Raw genomic sequence first — 21654 nt, forward strand, 5'->3', positions numbered from 1 at the left:
AATCATTGATTAAATTTTTTATTTCTCTTTTTTTAACGAAAAATATTTTTAATCGAACCGCAGAGGCAAGAGAGACACAGAGAGTGTGCAAATAGAGATTTTCACAAATAAGCTACTGGTCTGTCAAGAACTGTAAGATAGAAAATTTACCCTAAAAGCGCCACATCAATTGGTTTGCAAACAACTATCTTGAAAATAGGGCATAGGGCATGGGGCATAGGCATTTATCATGAATTTGATTTATTTTCTTTTGCGTTCTTCGTGGGGGATGGTAGCGATGGCGATCGCTACCGGATTCTTGAGTGGCGGTAGTAGTGCTGGTTTGATTGCCTTAATTAGCCATGCTGCAAGTAGCGGTAGTGCTTCCCGTCTCACATCGATAATTTGGGGTTTTGCGGGGCTGGCTATAGTTGCACTCATTACCAGCATCATTTCTCAAGTGATGCTGATTCATCTTTCTCAGAATGCAGTCTTGCAATTACGGATGCGTTTAAGTCGCCAGATTCTCGCTTCGGAGTTAAGCCATTTGGAACGCTTAGGGAATCCTCGATTATTGGCAACTTTAACAGAAGATATTCAGGCGGTTGCTAATGCTGTTTATCAGATGCCCTTCATTTTTATTAATTTAGCGATCGTCCTGGGTTGCATAGCGTATATAACTTGGCTTTCTTGGTTAGTACTGCTGATGGTTTGTGGAATTTCAGTAGTAGCGATCGCTAGTTGCCAATGGTTATTAAATAAAGGTGGGCAATTGCTAGCCCTAGCTCGTGAAGATGAAGATCATCTATTTAAACATTTTCGCACCATTAGCGAAGGAGTCAAGGAACTCAAACTCAACTACAGGCGGCGGGAAGACTTTTTAGAAGAAAAACTGCAATCCACTGCTAACGAGTTTCGTCATCACAATGTTAATGGTTTAATCCTTTTTGCCATAACTACAAGTTGGGGCCAACTTGTATTCTTTTTTGCCCTTGGTTTTGTACTATTCGCCCTACCTAATATACTTACCATCAATCCCGAAACTCTGTCTGGCTACATTTTGACCTTCACTTACTTGGTGTTACCAATGGATAATATCATTAGCAAACTTCCCTTATTAAGTAAAGCCACTATTGCGCTACAAAAAATAGAATCACTGGGTTTATCTCTAGCTAGTCGAACTGAAATATCCACCGTTCCACCTGCTATTAAATCTGAGTGGCACACCTTAAAATTGGAAAACATTACCCATACTTACTACACAGAACAAGAAGACAATAGCTTTATCTTTGGCCCCATCGACCTAACATTGTATCCTCAAGAATTAGTCTTCATTGTCGGCGGTAATGGTAGCGGTAAATCTACATTAGCTAAACTAATTACTGGACTTTACATTCCTGATAACGGCAAAATTTGGTTTGATGACGAGTTAATTAGCGAAGATAACCGAGAATGGTATCGCCAGCATTTTTCTGTGGTATTCTCCGACTTTTATTTATTTGAAGAACTTTTAGGATTAAAAAATTATGACTTGGATAGTCAAGCTACAAAATATTTAAAACAACTACAACTAGACCATAAAGTTAAAGTTGAAAATGGGCAACTTTCCACCACAGCACTTTCTCAAGGACAACGTAAACGATTAGCTTTACTCACAGCTTACTTAGAAGATCGACCAATTTATCTATTTGATGAGTGGGCAGCCGATCAAGATCCAGTATTCAAAGAAATATTTTACACTCAGCTACTACCAGAATTGCGATCGCGGGGCAAAACAGTGCTGGTAATTAGCCACGACGATCGCTATTTTCATTTAGCAAACCGAATTATCAAACTTGACTATGGACAAATAGAGTACGACAAAAATTAAGTCTTGATTGTCCCTAACCCTCTTTAAAAAGGCTACGGTGTACACACAAGTCTTTGGTAACGCAATTTCTGGTTAAGTCTCATAGCCCCTAAGATACCTCAAGAAAGCTCAAAACCTGTCCCTCTCCTTACCTCCTGTCCCTCTCCTTACTAAGGAGAGGGATGTCCGATAGGATCAGGGTGAGGTTTCGACTTGTGTGTACACTGTAGCCTTAAAAAAGAGAGAATTAGACCACTTTTAATTGTTTTTCGAGAATGAATAGTGTGCGATCGCCAAATTAAGGGACTTCCAAAAAACTGATGGAATAACCCTTATTCTTTTTTAGGTTTACCCATAAAGTTGGTTAAATATTGGTATTGCTGGTACGATTTTACCTAGCATCAATTTTCGCAAAAAACCTATATTGCACCCTTTCTATGAAAAGAAGACAAATTTTTGGCTTTCTGGGTATAGCAGTTGCAGGCTTGCTCCTGGCAATTGGTTTACCATTGGTTACTCCTTCTCCTGTAATAGCACAATCAAGCACCAACATAACCGTGTCCGCAGCTTCCAGCTTAAAGGATGCCTTAGAAGAAATTAAACCTTTGTACCAACAAAGTAAATCAAATATAAACATTAATTATAACTTTGGCGCTTCTGGTGCCTTGCAGCAACAAATTGAGCAAGGTGCGCCTGCGGATATCTTTATATCTGCTGGCAAAAAGCAAGTCGATGCCTTAGAACAAAAAGGACTGTTGCTATCAGGTAGCCGTACTAATCTAGCAAATAACAGTCTAGTCTTGATTGTAGCCCAGGATGTTGTAGGTATCACAAGTTTCGCCAATTTAACAGATAGCAAGATTAAGAAAATTGCGATCGGTGAACCCAGGAGTGTACCCGCAGGGCAATATGGAGAGGAAGTTTTAAAGAATTTGAAACTTTACGATCAGCTTAAATCAAAATTTGTCTTTGGTAACAATGTGCGTCAAGTTTTGGCAGCAGTAGAAAGTGGTAATGCCCAAGCGGGAATAGTTTATGCCACTGATGCCAAAACTTCCAACAAGGTAAAAGTCGTAGTCACTGCTAACGAAAAGCTTCACTCACCAATTGTCTATCCAGTGGCAGTAATTAAAGGCAGTAAAAATATTTCTGCTGCCAAACAATTTGTTCAGTTTTTATCTGGCAGTCAAGCTAAGACTGTACTCAGAAAATATGGCTTTATTGTTCCATAAAGATGAATGCAAATAACAAGGGCTTGAGCAACTTGTAGGCAAGGGGGCAGCAAAGACAAGGTGACAAGGTAACAAGAGGTGAGAACTTGCAACAAGTCTTTCCCCCTGCCCCCTGCCCCCTGCCTCTTGACTGAGGTTTAAGAAGCTGTAGACTGTAACCTTTTTAATTGTGCCAGCACTTCTGAACTATGAATGTTTGGATTGACTTTAACAAAAGTCTCGCGCAAAACGCCCTGAGGATCGATGATAAAACTGTGACGCATCGATAAGAAGCCAAGCCACGAACCGTAAGCTTTACTCACTGAACCATCAGTATCCGCCAACAGAGGAAATTTTAGTCCCTCTGAATCACAAAATTCCGCGTGAGAATCAATATCATCAGCACTTACGCCAATAATCTGGGCATTTTTTTCGAGGTATTGGGGTAAATCTTGCTGAAAACGGCGAGCTTCTATAGTACAACCAGAGGTAAAGTCTTTGGGATAAAAGTAGAGGACTAGCCACTTACCGCGCAAGTCAGAGAGGGAAATCTTGCCATTACCTGTATTGGTTGGCAAACTAAACTCTGGTGCGGGTTGATTAATTGCAGGAAGTTTACCACCAAGAGCATCAGCAGCAGGGGTAAAATTCAGCCAGCTGATGAGAGAAATACAGCTGGCAAATAATATGCTTAAAAAAGTGCGGCGGGAAATCATGGTGAAAACCAGAATTACAACTTTACACAAGTTTACAATTCTTGGTTGCTGCAAATCTCACTATAAATGAGATTCGGGTGGGGTATCTGTGCTTTCGATGTATTGGCTATCTAAGAGAAAGGCTCCCCTAGTAAAGCGAATACCCCAATATCCACCAGGTCTGCGGTCAATGACTATACCCTCTTCGCCAATGTGAATTACATCGGGCGGGCGCAGCATGGGCATGGGTTCAGCAGTTTTGACGTAGGGCGGTAGTGCCACAACCCGGACTTTACTACCAATTGCAAATTCTTTAGACATCTTAATCAAGCTAACAGTTTTGAATTAACTCATAACTCATAACTAGCTTGAAAGTCTACTAATATCATGTCCGGCTAATTAGTTACAGTTACCACATCTGTGCAAAAATTGCAAAACCCTCTTTCCCCCATCAAGAACAGCAAGAACTGCCCCCTTGCAGTCTTTAATGATAAGTCTTTAACCGAACACGATATAAATGGGGCATGGGGATAAATAGGGAAAGGGAAAGGGGAAAAATTTCATCCCCTTTCCGCATCTTCTGCAAGAAGTCTATTAATTTTTGACTATGGAAAACAATGTTTAGACATTAGTCAAGTTAGCTATTTTTTGAAAAATTATTACCTTATTGAGGCCGCGAAGGAGCATTTTGACGGAATTGCTCTAATTTTTGGCGCTGTTCAGGGGTCAAGACTGCTTGAATCTGTTGTTTTTCAGACTCCCGAATTTGTTTTATTTCGTTTTTCTGTATCTCACTCAGATTTAAGTCAGCAAAATCACCTTTCGGGCGACCATGATGCTGTCCTGGTTGTCGTTGATTTTGACCTGTTTGCCCTTGAGCCTTACGCGCTTGCCACTCAGCCCGATGTGCTTGTTTCGCCGCCTCTAACTTGGTCTTTTGTTCTGGGGTCAAAACAGCCTCCATTTTGGTGCGGCTATCGCGGTGAATTGCCTGAATTTGGGTTTGTTGGGCATCTGTTAGACCCAATTCTTTCCAAGGGCCTCTTTCTTTCTGTGGAGTTTGTGCAAGTAACACGGGTGAAGGAGAGGCTGTTTGGGCATTAACAGCAAAGGAAGTTGCACTTAAAGTTAGAGCGAACGCTCCAGCGACTAATGATAATGCTTTGAGTTTCATTACTTATCTGGTGGGTTTTTCCTGGTTGGATGCCACTATCATAAGAATTTCTCTTTAATAATCACATGAGGAGAAAGTCATGGTTTTACCCATGACTTTAGTCATGATTGAATTTTGACAAATATGATTGACAATAAATAGTTAGAGGTTAGGAGTTAGGAGTTAGGAGTTAGGAGTTATAAGTTAGGAGTTAGGAGTTAGGAGTTAGGAGTTAGGAATAATGAAATTTTTTATTTTGATTAATTTTTAAATGTTTGTTTAGCTTATTACATAACGTTTTTGCACCATAATTTTACTCTTAAATCTTCACTTAGCGAAAATTTTAAATTGCGGAAACTATCGCTAAAATATCCGAAACTCCAAACTCATAACTCCAAACTCCTAACTCCAAACTCCTAACTCCTTACTCATTCAAAACTAGAGCAAAGCTGCTAATGAGTCGTCCAATTGAAATTAAGAAACATCCTTTTCCGTCTCTACTTTATCTGGAGTGGACATTACTGGCGATCACCGCATTGACAGCCGTTATACCACCTCCGTTAGGGCATTTTCACCCTAAACCTCCAGAACTATCAATTTGTGGTGCATTTCCAGACTTGTCAGTTTGTAGCATATTGCCAGAACTATCAATTTATAGTCTAATTATTTTTGCGGTAATGGGCTTAAGATTACCCAGGAATAATCCGACAACTAAGGTAATCTATACAGGCATTGAAATTTTATTGATTTTAATAATTGGGCTTTTTGGAGAGAGATTTTCTCGGCTGTTCCCCTTTCTCTACATAATTTTAGTGACTCGTAGTTGTCTGGTTTTTAATTTAAATGGGCGTTTGTTCGTTACAAGTTTGTCATTTTCGTTATTTTTAGTTACTACACAACTAAAATATCAGTTATTCAATTTTCAAGCATCGCCACAGGCACAAGAGCGATATCGATTTTTGATTTTGAATTCGTCGCTGGTATTTGGCTTAAGTTTGGTTTTTGTGTTGTTGATGATGAATGCAGTATTGTCTGAACGGCAAAGTCGAGAAAAGCTAGCGATCGCTAATGAAAAATTGCGCCAATATGCCATGCAAATTGAAAATCAAGCTACCTTAGAAGAACGCAACCGCATTGCTCGAGAAATTCATGATTCATTAGGACATTCTCTAACTGCTTTAAATCTACAATTAGAAACCGCTTTAAAACTATGGCAATCTAACCCAGGTAAGGCTGAAACGTTTTTAGCAACAGCAAAAGAATTAGGTTCTAAAGCCCTAAAAGATGTCCGCCAATCTGTTTCTACTATGCGTTTAAATCCCTTACAAGAACAATCTTTAGAACGGGCGATCGCAAGTCTTTCAGAAAACTTTCATCGCTCCAATGGCATTTTACCAATTTATCAAATCAACCTGCAATATCCTCTACCACCTGAAATAAACACTGCTATTTACCGAATTACTCAAGAATCATTGACAAATATATCTAAATATGCGCTTGCCACAGAGGTTAAATTAGAACTCGCTACCACTAGAGGCAATTTGCGATTGATAATTCAAGATAATGGTAGAGGTTTTGATTTAGGGCAAAATACCACTGGTTTTGGGCTTCATAGTATGCGCGATCGCACTTTAGCACTTGGAGGTGAGTTTAATATTAATAGCGCTCCTGGTTCTGGTTGCAAAATTACAGTTAATATTCCCTTAACGAGGTTGAGATAATGATTAAAGTACTGCTGGTAGATGACCAAGGTTTAATTCGTCAAGGATTAAGAGCGTTATTAGAATTAGAACCAGATTTAGAGATAGTAGGAGAAGCAGAAAACGGTGAACAGGCAATTAATTTAGTTGCTGAATTTCAGCCAGACGTAGTATTGCTAGATATCAGAATGCCCATTATGGATGGAGTTGCAGCCACGCGAGAAATTCAAAAACGTTTTGGCAAAACTAAAATTTTAGTACTGACGACTTTTGATGATGATGAATATGTATCAGCAGCCTTGCAAAATGGGGCAATGGGTTATTTATTGAAAGATACACCCTCAGAAGAATTAGCTGTTGCTATTCGTGCCGTTTATAAAGGATATACTCAATTAGGCCCAGGTATAGTTAAAAAGCTATTAACTCAGTTTTCTAATGGTACACCAACCCAGCCACCGCCTGTACCGTCTAGTTTAGCTGAACTCACTCCTAGAGAAAAAGAGGTTTTGCGGTTAATAGCTACAGGCGCTAGTAACCGAGAAATTGCTCAACAACTCTACATTTCTGAGGGGACTGTAAAAAATCATGTTACAAATATTTTAAACAGATTAGACTTGCGCGATCGCACTCAAGCTGCGATTTGGGCAAATACCTATTTATCCTATTTAAATGAGCCTAATTAAATAATCTTTATCGGAGTGAGGTAAATCATAGCTCCCTTCTCGCTTGCAGGGTGTTGGGGGAGTGGTTCAGTACCTACTCAAGCGAGAACCGCTAGAAGTAATTATCATGAAGTCAGCTATTTTGTTTGCCCTAAATCATAACTTTACTATTTTCCTCCCAAATATTGAGATTGCAATAATATAACTCCCGAAATATACTGAGTCAATATTTGTAAAAAGTAAAAATATCCGTAATCATGCGGTTTAGGATCAATATTTCTCTAAGCATAATCAAAGTAATAAAGAAACTGATTGATGAACAACCTATCTAACCAGTTGCACTAGTAGTCTGTTAAGTTAACTATGCAAACTAAATAAGTTTGTAGTAAGGACTTTAGTCCTTGTGTTAATGACTCTTTGTGCTGACTAGGCAACAGGTTTTCGTTAGTTGGATATGCTACTAAGATTTAAGGCTTGTTTACGATACTCTACCTAACAAAAAGATATGCCAGAATTCCGAAAAGAACTAGGTGATTTTAATAGTGTTAAGTGTTTTAAAGCAGCGATTGTAGGGCTGGAAGAAGCATTAGGAGAAAAAGCTACAGCCATTGCCCTAACCTCTGCGGGTCGCGCACGGGGTAAAAAACTAGCCGAAGAATTGGGTTTGTCAGGAGCGTCAATTCCTTTAGAGGATGCAGCACAGAAATTGGGGCAAGCTTTGGGTAAAGAAGGCACGCGGTTGTGCATAATTGACAAAATTGTTGCTCAAGACGATGTAATTAAAGTTTACACAACTGAAACCGTATGTTCTGCGGGTGAAGCGCCAAATTCAGAGCGTAAGTGTACATTTACAATGGGTGCGGTTTGGGGAGCTTTGGAGCAAGTAACCCACAAGCGCTTGAGAGGGGTACATACCGAATCAGTGCTTCGGGGTGGCACTCACGACGTATTTGAGTTTACTCCTTTGTAATAACAGATATATAAGTCAATCAAACATGAATTTTTGATTTGGGTTTGAGACAATCCCAAACTCAAATTTAGCTAAATTAAAACAACACAAAATACTTCAATGGCAATTAATACAGATAAACTTGGCAATATCTTACAAAACTTTGTTACTGGTACGCTTGGTGTTCAGGGAGCAGCACTTGTTACTCCCGACGGTCTACCTTTAGCGGCTAGCTTACCTGGTGGAATGGACGACGAACGGGTATCAGCAATGTCGGCTTCCATGCTTTCTTTAGGCGAACGTATTGGGATTGAGCTATCTAGAGGTAGTGTTGACCGGATTTATGTTGAAGGTAACAAAGGCTTTGGTATTTTGACTAGCTGCGGCCAAGATGCAGTGTTACTCGTGTTAGCTAGTGAGACTGCTAAACAAGGATTACTGATGCTAGAAATCAAGCGTCTTCTTGCAGAACTAAAGCTGATTGTGATGTAATTAATGGTTGGGTTAAATTCAACATCAAAAGTTCCCTTGTAGACAAATACTTAGTCTTCCAGGGAGCTTTTAAATTAACCCTTAAAAGCCATCAAAGTAATTTGGAATTTTGAGCTTGCTAGTCATTAATAATTATTTACGGGCTAAATAAAACATGGAAAATATGTGCTTGATTGTCACAGGAACTGTAGGCGCTGGCAAGTCCACCTTTATTCGTTCTGTAAGTGAAATTGATGTCGTAGACACAGATACCCGTGCAACAGACGAAACAGCATTGCTTAAAGCAAGAACTACTGTCGCCCTTGACTTTGGTCGGCTGCAATTTAGCGCCGGCATGGCGGTGCAGCTATATGGAACACCTGGCCAATCTCGCTTCGATTTTATGTGGGATATTTTGATTCGCAAGGCTCACGCTTATATCTTGCTAGTAGCGGCACATCGCCCTGGAGAATTCCGCCAAGCACGTCAAATTCTCGCCTTTATGAACCAACGGGTACAGATTCCGATGATTATTGGTGTAACCCATACCGATTGCGCTGGAGCTTGGTCTGAGGAAGATGTATTACTCGCCCTTGGTTTCACGCCTGAGGGTAACCGACCCCCCATTGTCAAGGTAAACGCAACCCAAAGAGACTCTGTAGCTGAAGCAGTAATTGTTCTAGTACAGCACTTAATGCAAAGTTATGCAGCCTAATATGTTTTTAAAATTATGTATTTCATAAAAATTTTTTTACTCAGTTTTTAACTGCTATAAATCAAGTTATATTTTGAATTAATAATCTTGAAAATCAATTGTGAACTTGTTTAATTCAGTAATTTACCAATTTTTCAAAAATAGAATAAAAACAAATAGTAATGACACGGATTTAAATATACTGGCAAAAATATTTAAATAGAGTTAGCTAACAATTTAGTGTATATTTTCGTAACTCAACGAATTAAAGAAGGAATATTATGGCTATTACTGGTAATTTTGCCGATTTTTCTTTGCCAGAATTACTTCAATTTTTAGAGCAAGGACAAAAGACAGGACTACTTTATATTGGGTTTGTAATTGGAGACACTAAGAATATTACAACGAAAGCCTACTACATTTGGCTGCAACAAGGTCGCGTCATTGCCGCAGCTGAACGCTTAGACCAAAAAGGTTTGATGTCAATGATTGCTCAACGTGGGTGGATAAGCGAGCGCGTTGTCTCTAGAGTAATTAAAGTTGATGCCTGCTCTGTTAACACACCGATGGGGCTATGTTTAAAGTCCCAAGGACTGCTAGAACCGGAACAACTGAAAATACTATTTAACACCCAGGTATTACGCCAAGTATGTGCTTTATTTCAACTCAAGGATGCTCTGTTTACATTTGATTCGACAACAAGTTTGCCCTTAGCAGAAATGACAGGTTTAAGTATGTCAGCGACTGAGGTTATACTCCTGGGATTGCGAGCCTTACGAGACTGGACAGCTTTAGCAGATAAGCTACCAGACTCCACTTCAGGTTTATCAAGTTTGGCGAAGAAACAGCCGCAGATACCGCTTAATGCTCAGGAATGGCAAGTGTGGGAATTTGTTAACGGTCAGGTTTCTCTAGAGAACATTGCCAATCAGCTGAGAATATCCACAGAAACTGTGCAGCAAATTGCCTTCCGATTAATAGTGGTCGGTTTGGCAGAAGAACATTTTATGGTTGCTGCTCCCCCGGCGTGTACCTTGGAAGAGTACACTCACCCAATTGCTTCAGTAGAAACAGTACAGGAGCTTCCCCAAAAGCCAATTGTTAGTCAATCTTTTCTCAAAAATTTAGTAGGTTTTCTGCGAGGTAAAAGCTAGTACCGCAAGGCAGAAGTCACGCATTCACGCATTCAGGCATAAAACTGAAAAAGAATGTATAGACGTAGCAGTACTACGTCTATACGTTTATACAATGGTTCTAATAACCCATATTTCATTTCGGTAGATGTCTGGTAAATTAATATATTTAAGATAATTTAAATAACTCCAAACATTCATCTTTTAAAACATCCTTTGTTACTTTGATATTTCTAAATGATTTAGCAATGACTTCTTCGCAAGATATATTAATTTGTGATTGATTGATCGAAATTAAATCTTGAATTGAAGCACCATATACAATTTCTGCTACACCACTCCAAACACAAGCAGTTGCACACATCGGACAAGGTTCGCCAGTCGTATATATGCTATAACCTTCTAAAGAAGGATTTTTAAGTTTAGCTGTTAAACTACGAATAACGTTGATTTCCGCATGGGCTGATGGATCTTTGTCTCTGTTAACAGTATTATGAGCTACGGCAACGACTTCGTTATCTTTAACAATCACAGCACCATAAGGCGCATCTCCTTCTTTTGCTTCTGCCAAAGCTAAACGCATAAAATATTCTGGGTTCATATAAGCTGAGGTTAACATAAGGATAATGATTAATAATATCCTATTTCTAATGCCAGGGCTATTTCATTCTATTTTTACGGCAGTTTTTAGAAATCTTTTTCAGAAAAATAAGAATTTAAACGCGATTTAAGTTGAGAACCGTAGTTTTTGCCCTCACCCTAAATCCCTCTCCCAAGTCTGGGAGAGGGACTTTGAAAACGTCACATTTTAGAATGAAATAGCCCTATTTATAATGCTATAAGTGGGAATTAAGATGAGTTAATGGTCGAATATGTTACTGAGCAGACAAGAAACAGAATTCTACTTAAAAGACTTAGAAACACCATTAGGTAAAGCGATTAATTTAACACTTGCCGCTATGGTGCTAGTATCATCAGGAATTTTTGTGGCAGAAACTTATAATATTCCTGATTCTGTGCGGTTTCAATTGCATTTAGTTGATAGTGCGATCGTTATCATCTTCGCGGTGGAATATTCACTCCGTCTGTGGAGTGCGGAAAACAAAATTAAGTATATTTTTAGCTTTTATTCGATTATTGACTTAATGGCGATTTTACCATTCTTTCTCGGAATGGTGGATATTAGCTTTATCCGCCTACTGCGATGGTTTCGGATTTTACGATTAATCAGATTTATCGATAAGAAATTTCTATTCGCCACTATCAGTACGGAAGATGGAATGATTTTTACGCGAATATTATTTACATTATTTGCAATTGTTTTTATTTATTCTGGCTTAATTTATCAAGTCGAGCATCCGGTTAATCCTCAAAATTATGGTACGTTTTTAGATGCCTTTTATTTCTCTGTTGTCACAATGACAACTGTAGGATTTGGCGATGTTATTCCAATTTCGGAATTAGGGCGCTTGCTAACAGTACTGATGATTTTTACAGGAATTGCGCTGATTCCTTGGCAAGTGGGAGATTTAATTAAGCGAGTTGTGAAAACTGCTAATCAGGTAGAAACAGTTTGTTCAGGTTGTGGTTTGGCTTTTCATGATGTAGATGCTGGGTTTTGTAAAAGGTGTGGGACTAAGTTACCTAGTCGTAGTACTCTGTCAAGCTAGTAATGAAAAGTTTGTAGTCAGCACAAAGCGCATAGCGTGTTAATTACCAGGTAGTTCACGGTAAAATAATCTTTCTCTGGCGATCGCTCAGGATTGAAAATACAACCAATGTCTAACCTCAACCTCATTTCCGAATATAAAAGCTTTGGTGGCAAACTCGGCTTTTACAGTCATCCCTCCTCAACCTGTAACGGTGAAATGCGCTTTGCTGTCTATCAACCACCACAAGCAACTCAAAAACCTGTACCGATTCTCTATTTCCTCTCTGGGTTAAGTTGCACAGAAGAGAATTTTATGGTAAAGGCGGGAGTGCAGCGCTTTGCATCTGAGTACGGTTTGATATTGGTTGCACCAGATACGAGTCCGCGTAATACTGGCATTGCAGGTGAGGATGATAACTGGGATTTTGGCACAGGTGCGGGCTTTTATGTTGATGCTACAGAGGAACCGTGGCGTAAAAACTACCAAATGTATAGTTATGTCGTCCAGGAATTACCTGCTTTAATTACTGCAAACTTCCCCACGCAACCAGATAAACAAGGTATTTTCGGTCATTCGATGGGGGGACATGGGGCGCTTGTCTGTGCAATGAGAAACCCAGAACTTTACAAATCAGTATCGGCTTTTGCACCTATTACTGCATCTATGCGTTCTCCTTGGGGTCAAAAGGCTTTTAGTGGTTATCTCGGCAATAATCAAGAAAGTTGGCGTGATTATGATGCTAGTGAACTAGTTAAAAAAGTAGGATATCACAGTTCGATTCTGATTGATCAAGGGACTGCTGATAAATTTTTAGCTGAACAATTACTACCAGAGGTGTTTGAGCAAGCTTGTGCAGATGTTAACCAGCCGCTAAACTTGCGTTACCAAGAAGGCTACGATCACAGTTATTATTTTATCTCTAGTTTTATTGAAGATCATATTCGCCATCATGCGTTAGCGTAGCTTACCGTAGGTATCGCTTTATTAATTACAGCTGTTTTCATCTATTTAAACCCCACGTTTCTATTTTGATTTTTGAACAAGACTACGAGAAATACGCTGGTGTAAAAGTCTAACACAAATAATGTAATATCAAATTCGAGCGATCGCTTTTAATAAAATCTATCAATGTAGCTTGGTTTTAGCAAGATTCCCGTAAGGGTACGGCAGTAAAACTCAATATTTACGGGGCTTTGTTGGGTTGTGCTTTGCTTAACCCAACCTACAATTGTTTTAGAAAGCCAAGTGTATTGGGCGATAGTTAATGAAACGGCGATACATGACAGATATATAATTGGTTAAACTTTGTTTTTGAGCAAATAAATATGAGTGATTTTGACCATTCTCAGCATCGAAAAGATTACATGATTCTCTTCGTAATTTGGCTGATAGCATTAGCTATAGATAGAGTTTGGTTTTTATTAGATGAATCGATTCCAGCCTACGATCAAAGCGCACATTTAACGACAGCATTACATCATTATATAGTTTTTCAAAACTTCAATATTTTCTCAGCAAATTGGTGGTTATCTCTGTGGGAATTAACTCCAAGTTATCGCGCTCCTTTTGTATATATTTGCACTGTTCCATTTTTGATGCTGTTTGGACGGGGATATGACCAAGCAAGTTTAGTCAATTTATTGTATACTGCAATGATTCTAGTTTCAGTATATCATTTAGGTAATTTTTTATTTAAAAACCGAAAAACTAGCATAACTGCCAGCATATTTTGTCTGTTATTTCCTATTTTGGGAGTTATTCGGACAGATTATTTATTAGATTATGGTTTGACAGCAATTGTTACAGTAACTTTTACAGTTTTGACTATTTGGAAAGATAGTTATATTGGGTTTTTGTCATGGGGGTTAACTATTTTATTGGGCATTGGAATAGGTTTAATATTGTTGGCTAAACCTACAGGTTTTATTTTTATTTTAGTTCCTAGCATTTGGGCATTAATTAGTTTTATTAGAAAACGCAAATTTATCAAGTTAATTCAAGCTTGCTTATCTTTGATAATAGCTTGGTTAATTTGTAGTTTTTGGTATGGCTTAAATTGGTTAACAATTATTACATCGGCATTAAACGCTAATCAAGTCGGAAAAAGCGAGGGCGATCCTTCTGCTGCAACTATTGCTGGATGGTTATACTATCCACAACTAATCCCAGAAACCGTTGGGTTGCCAATATTATGCGTGAGTATTGGCATTTTATTGGTTTATCTGATTAAATATAAATTTACTACTAATTTAATTTCAGTAAATCTTTATAAATCGGCTCGAATTTGGTTATTAGTTACGTTAGTAAGTAGCTATATAATTTGTTCTTTGGCTACAAATAAAGACATTAGATTTATTCTGCCATGTTTCCCTGTAATTAGTTTAATATTGGCGGATTTATTCAACTTAATTGAAAATATATATTTTGAGAGACTGAGATTAGCCACTCTGGTATTAAGTTTCATAGTTTTACTCAATAATTTGTTTCCATTACCCCTAATTCAAGCATGGGGTGGTAGACATTTACCTAATAATGATGCTAAAAAATATCCTCTGGAGAAACTAATAGAGAGAATCAACGAAACAAATTTATATTTAAGGTCGAATTTAGGGGGAATTCCTGTTTCTACACCTCAGATAAATGAGTTTACTTTAAATTATTTTGGCGCATTAGCAGATTTTCGCGTATCCGGCAGAAAATTAACAACAAAATTATCTCAGATAGAGCAAGATTTACAATATTTTTGTTGGTATATTACTAGAGATAATGAACCATATAAACCTGGAGAAAGTGGAGAGACTAAACGGAAATTAAAATCTTTAGTCGAATCTTCTACTGATTTGAAATTACAGGGCGATTGGATATTACCTCATGGAGATAAAATGCGATTATATAACTGTAAAAATCCTCCTGTAGCTGTTGAAAAAATAAGTAATAGTGATTCTGCAATTAGGCTAGAAAAAGTGGCGATTTCTCAGCAATTAATTTTAGGTAAAAATAACCCTGTAAATTATGAAATAACAGGCTCATGGGATGATTTGCAAAATGGTATATTACTGTTAAGATGGCAAAATAGCCAATCATCTTGGTATCACGATCATGGCATTGGCTTGGGTAATTTATACTGTGGCATCAAATGTCATCCTGAAGGAACTTTCCGGGTGAAAGAAGCCTTAGCTACATTTATTCCTAAAACACTACCACTAGGAAAATATCATCTATCAGCACTATATTTAGATAGAAGAAACAAGCAAATCACATCTTTAAATATTCCAGATATTACTGTAAATGTGACAGATGTAGGAACAGTAGAAAAATCGCCAGCTTTAGATTTAGTTACCCGCACTTCACAGTTAGCCGAAGAGTTACAACAGGGTAAAATAAATAATATATTTGTGCAGATAGCTCATTTCAATCAATACGATCCTACTCAAGATTATTTAAAACAAATTGATTTTGCGGCTAATTATTATCTGCAAACAGAGCCAAATAACTTAAATTGGCGTTACACTTTAGTCTTATCACAACTTTTACAGCGCCAAGTCCCAGAATTAATCCAAAATTTAAAAGAATTAACTAAATATGATGCTCAAAATGCTTACACATGGGTTTATTTAGCTTTTGTTTATTTATATAATTTTCAACCTGCACAAGCTGAACAAAAATTAGCGATCGCAGAACAATTAAAACCAGATATACCCGAATTAAAAACTTTAAAAACTGTAACAAATATTATGAAAATTTTGTTACTACAATGGTTTGCTACCAAGGAGTAGGAATGGGGAGTTGCTGCTTGAGGGGATCGACAATCAAATCACAGGCGACTTGAGTTAGGGCGCAATCATTGAGTAGAAACCAATGGATGTTGGGTTTTTTTATATCAAGCCAACCTCCGAGGAATTGCGATCGCGCCCAGTCCCTTTTTTTTGATCTTGTCATCGCCTCTATAGCCGTCCTAGAAGCGATAAGATAAAAAATAAATTAATACTGTGTTTATGGCAACCCAACTCAGTGAAGCCAAATCCCAAACTGAAGTGGTAATATCTTGGGAAGCCTTACCCAAGGATTTTAAACTAGAGGATGAACCAGTAGAGAATACAGTTCAGCCACTTTTGGCTGGTGCTTTGCGGGAAAGCTTAGAAATCAGTGGATTCATCCAACCCCAAATGTTGATAGCTTCCAACTTTGGTCTTTGTGCGACAGTGAACGGCCAATTTATTGCCAAAGCACCAGACTGGGTTTATGTGCCATCAGTGAATCAAGTTGTGGGTAATCGTAAAAGTTATACACCCAATTTAGAAGGGGATATTCCAGCGATCGCTATCGAATTTCTATCTGATACTGAGGGTGGAGAATATTCGGTAAAGCGAGCTTATCCACCAGGAAAATGGTATTTCTACGAGCATATTTTGCAGATTCCCATCTACATAATTTTTGAACCCGATGGCGGTTTATTAGAATATTATCAACTGGAAAATAAACGTTATGAGTTAAAGCAACCTAACGAAAATGGTCGTCATTGGATTGATGTAATGGGCTTATTTTTGGGAACTTGGCAAGGAACAAAAGAAGCTCGCACTGGCTATTGGTTACGCTGGTGGGATCAAGCTGGTAATTTGTTACCGTGGGCTGTCGAACAGATTGAGCAAGAACGCGAACGTACTGAACAGGAACGCCAACGCGCTGAACAAGAACGCCAGCAAAAAGAACGACTGATTGCTTATTTGCAATCTCAGGGTATTGACCCAAATAATTTGCCTCCGTTCGAGTAGTAATTAAAAACTGCGTTTTTCAAATTAAGTATGAATTTACTTTGCTTAATTTAGGGGAGCATCCCAATTTTGGCTAAATCTTTTCCCTCACCCCCAGCCCCTCTCCCAAATATGGGAGAGGGGAGACATAATTCTAGTTCCCCGAATCCCGTAATATGGGAGAGGGGAGACATAATTCTAGTTCCCCGAATCCCAAATATGGGATTTGGGGTTAGGGGATGAGGGCTATCAAGGTTTTTGCACCTGACGGGATGCTCCCTAATTTAGAACCCTTTTTGTAAGGGCAATTCATGAATTGCCCTTACAAAAATTATGCAATTTTGCAAAACAAATTATTTTTCCAATTAAGCAACAATATAAGGCGAGTCAATCGCCGCTACACGACCAGCGTCTACCAAGGCTTGATAGACCATTACCGCTACCTCAGCGCGTGTAGCATCGCGGGTAGGATTAAGTTGTTTGAGGTTCGGGTGATTGACGATAATCCCCTTATCTATAGCTTTTACTACCTCATCCTTAGCATATTCAGGAATCTTTGCTTGGTCATCAAAAGTTTTGGTAGATGCTGTACCATCAGCAGATAACCCTAACCCATTCACTAGGGAGACAATCACTTGCACGCGCTGGATATTTTTGTTAGGGACAAAGGTATTGTCAGGAAAACCAGAGAGAAATGAACCTTGATATGCCTGCTGAATTACCTTAGATGCCCAGAAGTCTGCTGATACATCTTTAAATTTGATCGCGGGGCGGTTTGACGATGGGTTGAAAGCTTTTACCAGTAATGCAGCGTATTGCGCCCGTGTCATCGTAGCATCCGGTTTAAATGTGCGATCGGGAAAACCATTAACTATCCCCAATTTGACTAATTCCCGAATAAAGCCACCTGCCCAATGATTCGTAATATCGGTTAATTCTATAGTGGGAGTGGGAGTGGGAGTGGGAGTAGGTGTTGGGATGGGAGTAGGTATTGGGATGGGAGTGGGTGTAGGTGTTGGAGTAGGTGTTGGCGTGGGTGTGGGTGTAGGTGTTGGCGTGGGTGTGGGTGTAGGTGTTGGAACCGAACTATCTGCAAACTCTACATTTCCTGTGACTTTAGACGTATCTATTTTATTTCCCACAGAAACCAGCTTGTTAGAACTGGCATTTTGCAAATTAAATTTACCGTTATTGCGTAGAGTATTGCCTCCTAAGTTATTGGTACTGCCGATATCCGGTAGGGCAGTTCCGATTACTGTGATCCCATCGTCAGTGTTATTTTCGCAGACATTGTTACGCAATACAGGATGAGCGCTGCCAGAGATGACAATTCCAGAACGGTTTTCGGAAATTCTGTTATCTCGAAGGGTGGGTGATGCAGTATCACTAATGGCAATGCCAAAACCTGTTTTTAAGCAGGTATTATCTATAATTTGACCTTTAGAATTTTTAGCGATCGCAATTCCATTGGCTGCATTCTGACTGAACACATTACCTAGAATAACTGGATTAGCCTCGCCTGTAGTAAATATTCCCTCCCGCTTACAGTTGCTGAAGGTGCTATTAGCAACAGTAGGGGCAGTTGATTCAATCCAGATACCACTACCACGGCTAGCTAAATTTGTTACAGTCACTCCCCGCACTTCGGCTTTATCCAGCAGTACAAATGTGACATTCTGAGCAGCAAAAGTACGGCTCAAATAGCTACCACTCCCTTCAATCAAAATACCATTGCCTTTATTGGTTTCATTACCCACCACACTCACCCCAGATGGAACCGTTAGCGGAAAGACTTCACCGCTAGCTGCATTGTAATTACCTTCTGCTAGTTGAATCTTGGTGTTATCTGTAGATACCTTAAGGGCTTGCGTAATAGTTTTGAAGGGGGCTTGTTGGCTACCTGGGTTGGTATCTTTGCCTGATACGGAATTTACATAAAAAGTTTGAGCCATATTTATACTTTAATAAAATACATAGCTATCCTAGCGCTAACCATCAAAGTGGGTAGCGTTTGATGCATTAAGTAACTTAAAGTACTCCTCACTGCGACAGAAGCGTAATCAGAATTAGCCCTTTGAGGGTGACTCGTAAAATAAGATTGTTTTTCTCAGCGTTCTCTGTGCCTGTGCGGTTAAAATAATTACTCTTAACCGCAGAGGCACAGAGAACACAGAGATAAGAGGTTAAAATAATTCGTAATTCGTAGTAAAGAATTCAATTACGAATTACGAATTACGAATTAGTAATTAGTTAATAGGGCCACTTCCAATCACGAATTTCTGGCATATCGTCGCCGTACCTCTCAATGTAATGTTTGTGTTCGATTAGCTTATCTTCCAACTCCTGTTTGACATAAGCTGCCCTATATCCTAGTTTTGGTACGCGATCGATTACGTCCATCACGAGATGAAAGCGATCTAGATCGTTAAGCACAACCATATCAAAGGGAGTGGTGGTAGTTCCTTCTTCTTTATAGCCACGCACATGCAAGTTATCATGGTTGGCTTGGCGATAGGTTAGGCGATGAATCAGCCAAGGATAGCCATGAAATGCAAAGATAATTGGTTTGTTTGTGGTAAAAATCGTTTCAAAGTCTTTTTCGCTCAAACCATGCGGATGTTCGCTTTTTGGCTGTAATGTCATCAAATCGACTACGTTTACTACCCGCACCTTTAACTCAGGGAAGTGCTGACGCAGAATGTCCACAGCCGCTAAAGTTTCTAAGGTGGGAATATCCCCAGCGCAAGCCATGACTACATCTGGTTCGCCGTCTTGGTCGTTGCTTGCCCATTCCCAAATACCGATGCCTTTGGTGCAGTGCTTGATAGCAGCATCCATATTTAGGTATTGCAATGCTGGTTGCTTTCCGGCAACGATGACGTTAACATAGTTGCGGCTTCTTAAACAATGGTCAGTTACCGATAGCAGAGTGTTGGCATCGGGGGGCAAATACACGCGAACGATTTCGGCTTTTTTGTTGATTACATGGTCAATAAAACCGGGGTCTTGGTGCGAGAAACCGTTGTGGTCTTGCCGCCAAACGTGGGAGGTGAGGAGATAATTGAGGGAAGCAATTGGTTTACGCCAGGGAATATGTCTGGTCGTTTTCAGCCATTTGGCGTGCTGATTGAACATCGAATCAATGATGTGGATAAATGCCTCATAGCAAGAGAAAAACCCGTGGCGGCCGGTGAGAAGGTAGCCTTCTAACCATCCTTGACAATTAGTTTCGCTGAGAACTTCCATCACCCGACCGTCGGGGGAAAGGTGGTCATCTTCTGGGAGGATCTCGGCTGCCCAATCTCGGTCTGTAACTTCTAGCACAGCGCCTAAGCGATTTGATACCGTTTCATCGGGGCCGAGGATGCGGAAATTGCGGCTTTCTTGGTTAAGTTGCATGATATCCCGCAGGAATCTTCCGGTAACTTGAGTAGCTTCTGCGATCGCTTGCCCTGGTTTGAGAACATCTACAGCATAGTCTTGAAAGTCCGGCATCTTCAGGTCGCAAAGCAAAATACCGCCGTTAGCGTGGGGATTGTCACCCATGCGTCGATGACCTTTGGGAGCCAGTTCTGCTAGTTCGGGAATCAACTTACCGTTAGCGTCGAAGAGTTCTTCTGGGTTGTAACTCTTCATCCAATCTTCTAGGAGTTTTAGATGTTCTGGCTGTTTGGCTATATTGCCAAAAGGAACTTGATGCGATCGCCAAGAACCTTCGGTTTTTTTGCCATCGACTTCTTTTGGCCCTGTCCAACCTTTGGGCGTTCTCAAGACAATCATCGGCCACTGGGGACGTTTAGTGAAACCGTGTACGCGGGCTTCTCTTTGGATACTTTGAATTTCAGCGATCGCTATATCTAGAGTCGCCGCCATCTGCTGATGGACATCTGCGGGATCGTCACCTTCGACAAAGTAGGGCTTGTAGCCGTAGCCTACAAATAAGCTTTCTAATTCCTCATGGCTGATGCGTGCGAGTACTGTTGGGTTAGCAATTTTATACCCATTCAAGTGGAGGATCGGAAGTACAGCCCCATCATGCACGGGGTTAAGAAACTTATTGGAATGCCAGCTAGTTGCTAAAGCACCTGTTTCAGCTTCGCCGTCTCCCACAACAGCAGCAACGATCAAGTCAGGGTTATCAAAGGCAGCACCGTAAGCATGGACGAGGGCATAACCTAATTCCCCGCCTTCGTGGATGGAACCGGGGGTTTCTGGTGCAACGTGGCTGGGAATCCCACCAGGGAAAGAAAATTGTTTGAAGAGTTTCTGGATTCCTTCAGCATCCTGGGAGATGTTGTGATAATACTCGGTGTAAGTGCCTTCTAGGTAGGTGTTGGCTACCAGTCCAGGGCCTCCATGACCAGGGCCAGCAATATAGATCGTGTTTAGATCATATTTTTTGATGACCCGATTTAGGTGAGCATAAATCAAGTTCAGCCCTGGTGTTGTTCCCCAGTGACCCAAAAGCCTGGGTTTGACGTGTTCTAGCTTTAGCGGTTCTCTCAGTAGCGGATTGTCGAGTAGATATATCTGCCCAACCGAAAGATAGTTAGCTGCACGCCAGTAGGCGTTTATCTTACGTAATTCTTCATCTGTTAAAGGCTTTGTTTGGGGAGGACTGGCTAATGTCATTTCGACACTCCATTACAAAAAGATTTTGACGGATTCACCAGTATTTAATTTTACTTATTTTCAAGATTTTGGCCATCTAACTCATGATGAATTTTTCTAGCCTTTGTGATTAAATTCCTTGCT

General features: G+C 39.8%; 19 protein-coding genes. 12 read left to right on the forward strand and 7 right to left on the reverse strand.

Going from position 1 to position 21654, the window contains the following annotated elements; genetic code table 11:
• Positions 1–229: 229 nt before the first annotated feature.
• Both V7K73_RS06475 and modA read left to right on the forward strand, forming a co-directional pair.
• Complete coding sequence (locus tag V7K73_RS06475; RefSeq protein ID WP_334878221.1) at positions 230–1849, forward strand: cyclic peptide export ABC transporter; 1620 nt, start codon at positions 230–232, stop codon at positions 1847–1849.
• A 416-nt stretch (positions 1850–2265) separates the two neighbouring features.
• Positions 2266–3060: a molybdate ABC transporter substrate-binding protein gene (modA, locus tag V7K73_RS06480; RefSeq protein WP_334878223.1), complete on the forward strand. Its 795-nt coding sequence runs from the start codon at positions 2266–2268 to the stop codon at positions 3058–3060.
• A gap of 137 nt (positions 3061–3197) precedes the next feature.
• On the opposite strand, the gene V7K73_RS06485 is transcribed toward modA, so the two are convergent.
• From V7K73_RS06485 to V7K73_RS06495, 3 genes are all read right to left on the reverse strand, one after another.
• Positions 3198–3755, reverse strand: coding sequence for a peroxiredoxin (locus V7K73_RS06485; RefSeq protein ID WP_334878225.1), 558 nt, complete (start codon positions 3753–3755; stop codon positions 3198–3200).
• Between the two features lie 60 nt (positions 3756–3815).
• The gene (sipA, locus tag V7K73_RS06490) at positions 3816–4055 is read right to left on the reverse strand and encodes a regulatory protein SipA (RefSeq protein ID WP_334878227.1); all 240 of its coding nucleotides are present in this window, start codon (positions 4053–4055) and stop codon (positions 3816–3818) included.
• Between the two features lie 343 nt (positions 4056–4398).
• The gene (locus tag V7K73_RS06495) at positions 4399–4908 is read right to left on the reverse strand and encodes a Spy/CpxP family protein refolding chaperone (protein ID WP_334878229.1); all 510 of its coding nucleotides are present in this window, start codon (positions 4906–4908) and stop codon (positions 4399–4401) included.
• 434 nt (positions 4909–5342) lie between these two features.
• On the opposite strand from V7K73_RS06495, the gene V7K73_RS06500 reads away from it, so the two are divergent.
• The 6 genes from V7K73_RS06500 (at position 5343) to V7K73_RS06525 (ending at position 10517) form a co-directional block, all read left to right on the forward strand.
• Positions 5343–6608 carry a sensor histidine kinase gene (locus tag V7K73_RS06500; protein WP_334878231.1) on the forward strand — a complete coding sequence of 422 codons (1266 nt, stop codon included), beginning with the start codon at positions 5343–5345 and terminating at the stop codon, positions 6606–6608.
• The gene (locus tag V7K73_RS06505) at positions 6608–7270 is read left to right on the forward strand and encodes a response regulator transcription factor (protein WP_334878233.1); all 663 of its coding nucleotides are present in this window, start codon (positions 6608–6610) and stop codon (positions 7268–7270) included. Before V7K73_RS06500 ends, V7K73_RS06505 begins: the two co-directional genes overlap by 1 nt.
• Before the next feature lie 484 nt (positions 7271–7754).
• On the forward strand, positions 7755–8219 hold the full coding sequence (locus V7K73_RS06510) for a hydrocarbon-binding protein (protein ID WP_334878235.1): 465 nt from the start codon (positions 7755–7757) through the stop codon (positions 8217–8219).
• Between the two features lie 99 nt (positions 8220–8318).
• Positions 8319–8690 carry a roadblock/LC7 domain-containing protein gene (locus V7K73_RS06515; protein WP_334878237.1) on the forward strand — a complete coding sequence of 124 codons (372 nt, stop codon included), beginning with the start codon at positions 8319–8321 and terminating at the stop codon, positions 8688–8690.
• A 154-nt stretch (positions 8691–8844) separates the two neighbouring features.
• A complete protein-coding gene (locus V7K73_RS06520) occupies positions 8845–9384 on the forward strand; it encodes a GTP-binding protein (protein WP_334878239.1) in 540 nt (179 codons plus the stop codon).
• Positions 9385–9644: 260 nt separating this feature from the next.
• The gene (locus V7K73_RS06525; RefSeq protein ID WP_334878241.1) at positions 9645–10517 is read left to right on the forward strand and encodes a DUF4388 domain-containing protein; all 873 of its coding nucleotides are present in this window, start codon (positions 9645–9647) and stop codon (positions 10515–10517) included.
• A 148-nt stretch (positions 10518–10665) separates the two neighbouring features.
• Here V7K73_RS06525 and V7K73_RS06530 read toward each other — a convergent pair whose 3' ends face one another.
• Positions 10666–11097, reverse strand: coding sequence for a nucleoside deaminase (locus V7K73_RS06530; RefSeq protein ID WP_334878325.1), 432 nt, complete (start codon positions 11095–11097; stop codon positions 10666–10668).
• Between the two features lie 271 nt (positions 11098–11368).
• Between V7K73_RS06530 and V7K73_RS06535 the strand changes: the two genes are divergently transcribed.
• The 3 genes from V7K73_RS06535 to V7K73_RS06545 all read left to right on the forward strand — a co-directional run bounded on the left by V7K73_RS06535 (position 11369) and on the right by V7K73_RS06545 (position 15924).
• Positions 11369–12166, forward strand: coding sequence for an ion transporter (locus tag V7K73_RS06535; RefSeq protein ID WP_334878243.1), 798 nt, complete (start codon positions 11369–11371; stop codon positions 12164–12166).
• Between the two features lie 108 nt (positions 12167–12274).
• The gene (gene fghA, locus V7K73_RS06540; protein ID WP_334878245.1) at positions 12275–13111 is read left to right on the forward strand and encodes an S-formylglutathione hydrolase; all 837 of its coding nucleotides are present in this window, start codon (positions 12275–12277) and stop codon (positions 13109–13111) included.
• Between the two features lie 362 nt (positions 13112–13473).
• Positions 13474–15924 carry a hypothetical protein gene (locus V7K73_RS06545; RefSeq protein WP_334878247.1) on the forward strand — a complete coding sequence of 817 codons (2451 nt, stop codon included), beginning with the start codon at positions 13474–13476 and terminating at the stop codon, positions 15922–15924.
• Here the strand turns inward: V7K73_RS06545 and V7K73_RS06550 are convergent.
• On the reverse strand, positions 15911–16087 hold the full coding sequence (locus V7K73_RS06550) for a hypothetical protein (protein ID WP_334878249.1): 177 nt from the start codon (positions 16085–16087) through the stop codon (positions 15911–15913). The two genes, V7K73_RS06545 and V7K73_RS06550, sit on opposite strands and share 14 nt — an antisense overlap.
• A 56-nt stretch (positions 16088–16143) precedes the next feature.
• On the opposite strand from V7K73_RS06550, the gene V7K73_RS06555 reads away from it, so the two are divergent.
• Positions 16144–16920 carry a Uma2 family endonuclease gene (locus tag V7K73_RS06555; protein WP_334878251.1) on the forward strand — a complete coding sequence of 259 codons (777 nt, stop codon included), beginning with the start codon at positions 16144–16146 and terminating at the stop codon, positions 16918–16920.
• Positions 16921–17264: 344 nt separating this feature from the next.
• Here V7K73_RS06555 and V7K73_RS06560 read toward each other — a convergent pair whose 3' ends face one another.
• Positions 17265–18851 carry a DUF1565 domain-containing protein gene (locus tag V7K73_RS06560; protein ID WP_334878253.1) on the reverse strand — a complete coding sequence of 529 codons (1587 nt, stop codon included), beginning with the start codon at positions 18849–18851 and terminating at the stop codon, positions 17265–17267.
• Between the two features lie 298 nt (positions 18852–19149).
• Entirely contained in the window at positions 19150–21531 is a 2382-nt protein-coding gene (locus tag V7K73_RS06565) for a phosphoketolase family protein (RefSeq protein WP_334878255.1), read from the reverse strand.
• Positions 21532–21654: the final 123 nt, after the last annotated feature.

It is taken from the genome of Nostoc sp. (assembly GCF_036916975.1).
In the GTDB taxonomy this organism is placed as follows: Bacteria; Cyanobacteriota; Cyanobacteriia; order Cyanobacteriales; family Nostocaceae; genus Nostoc.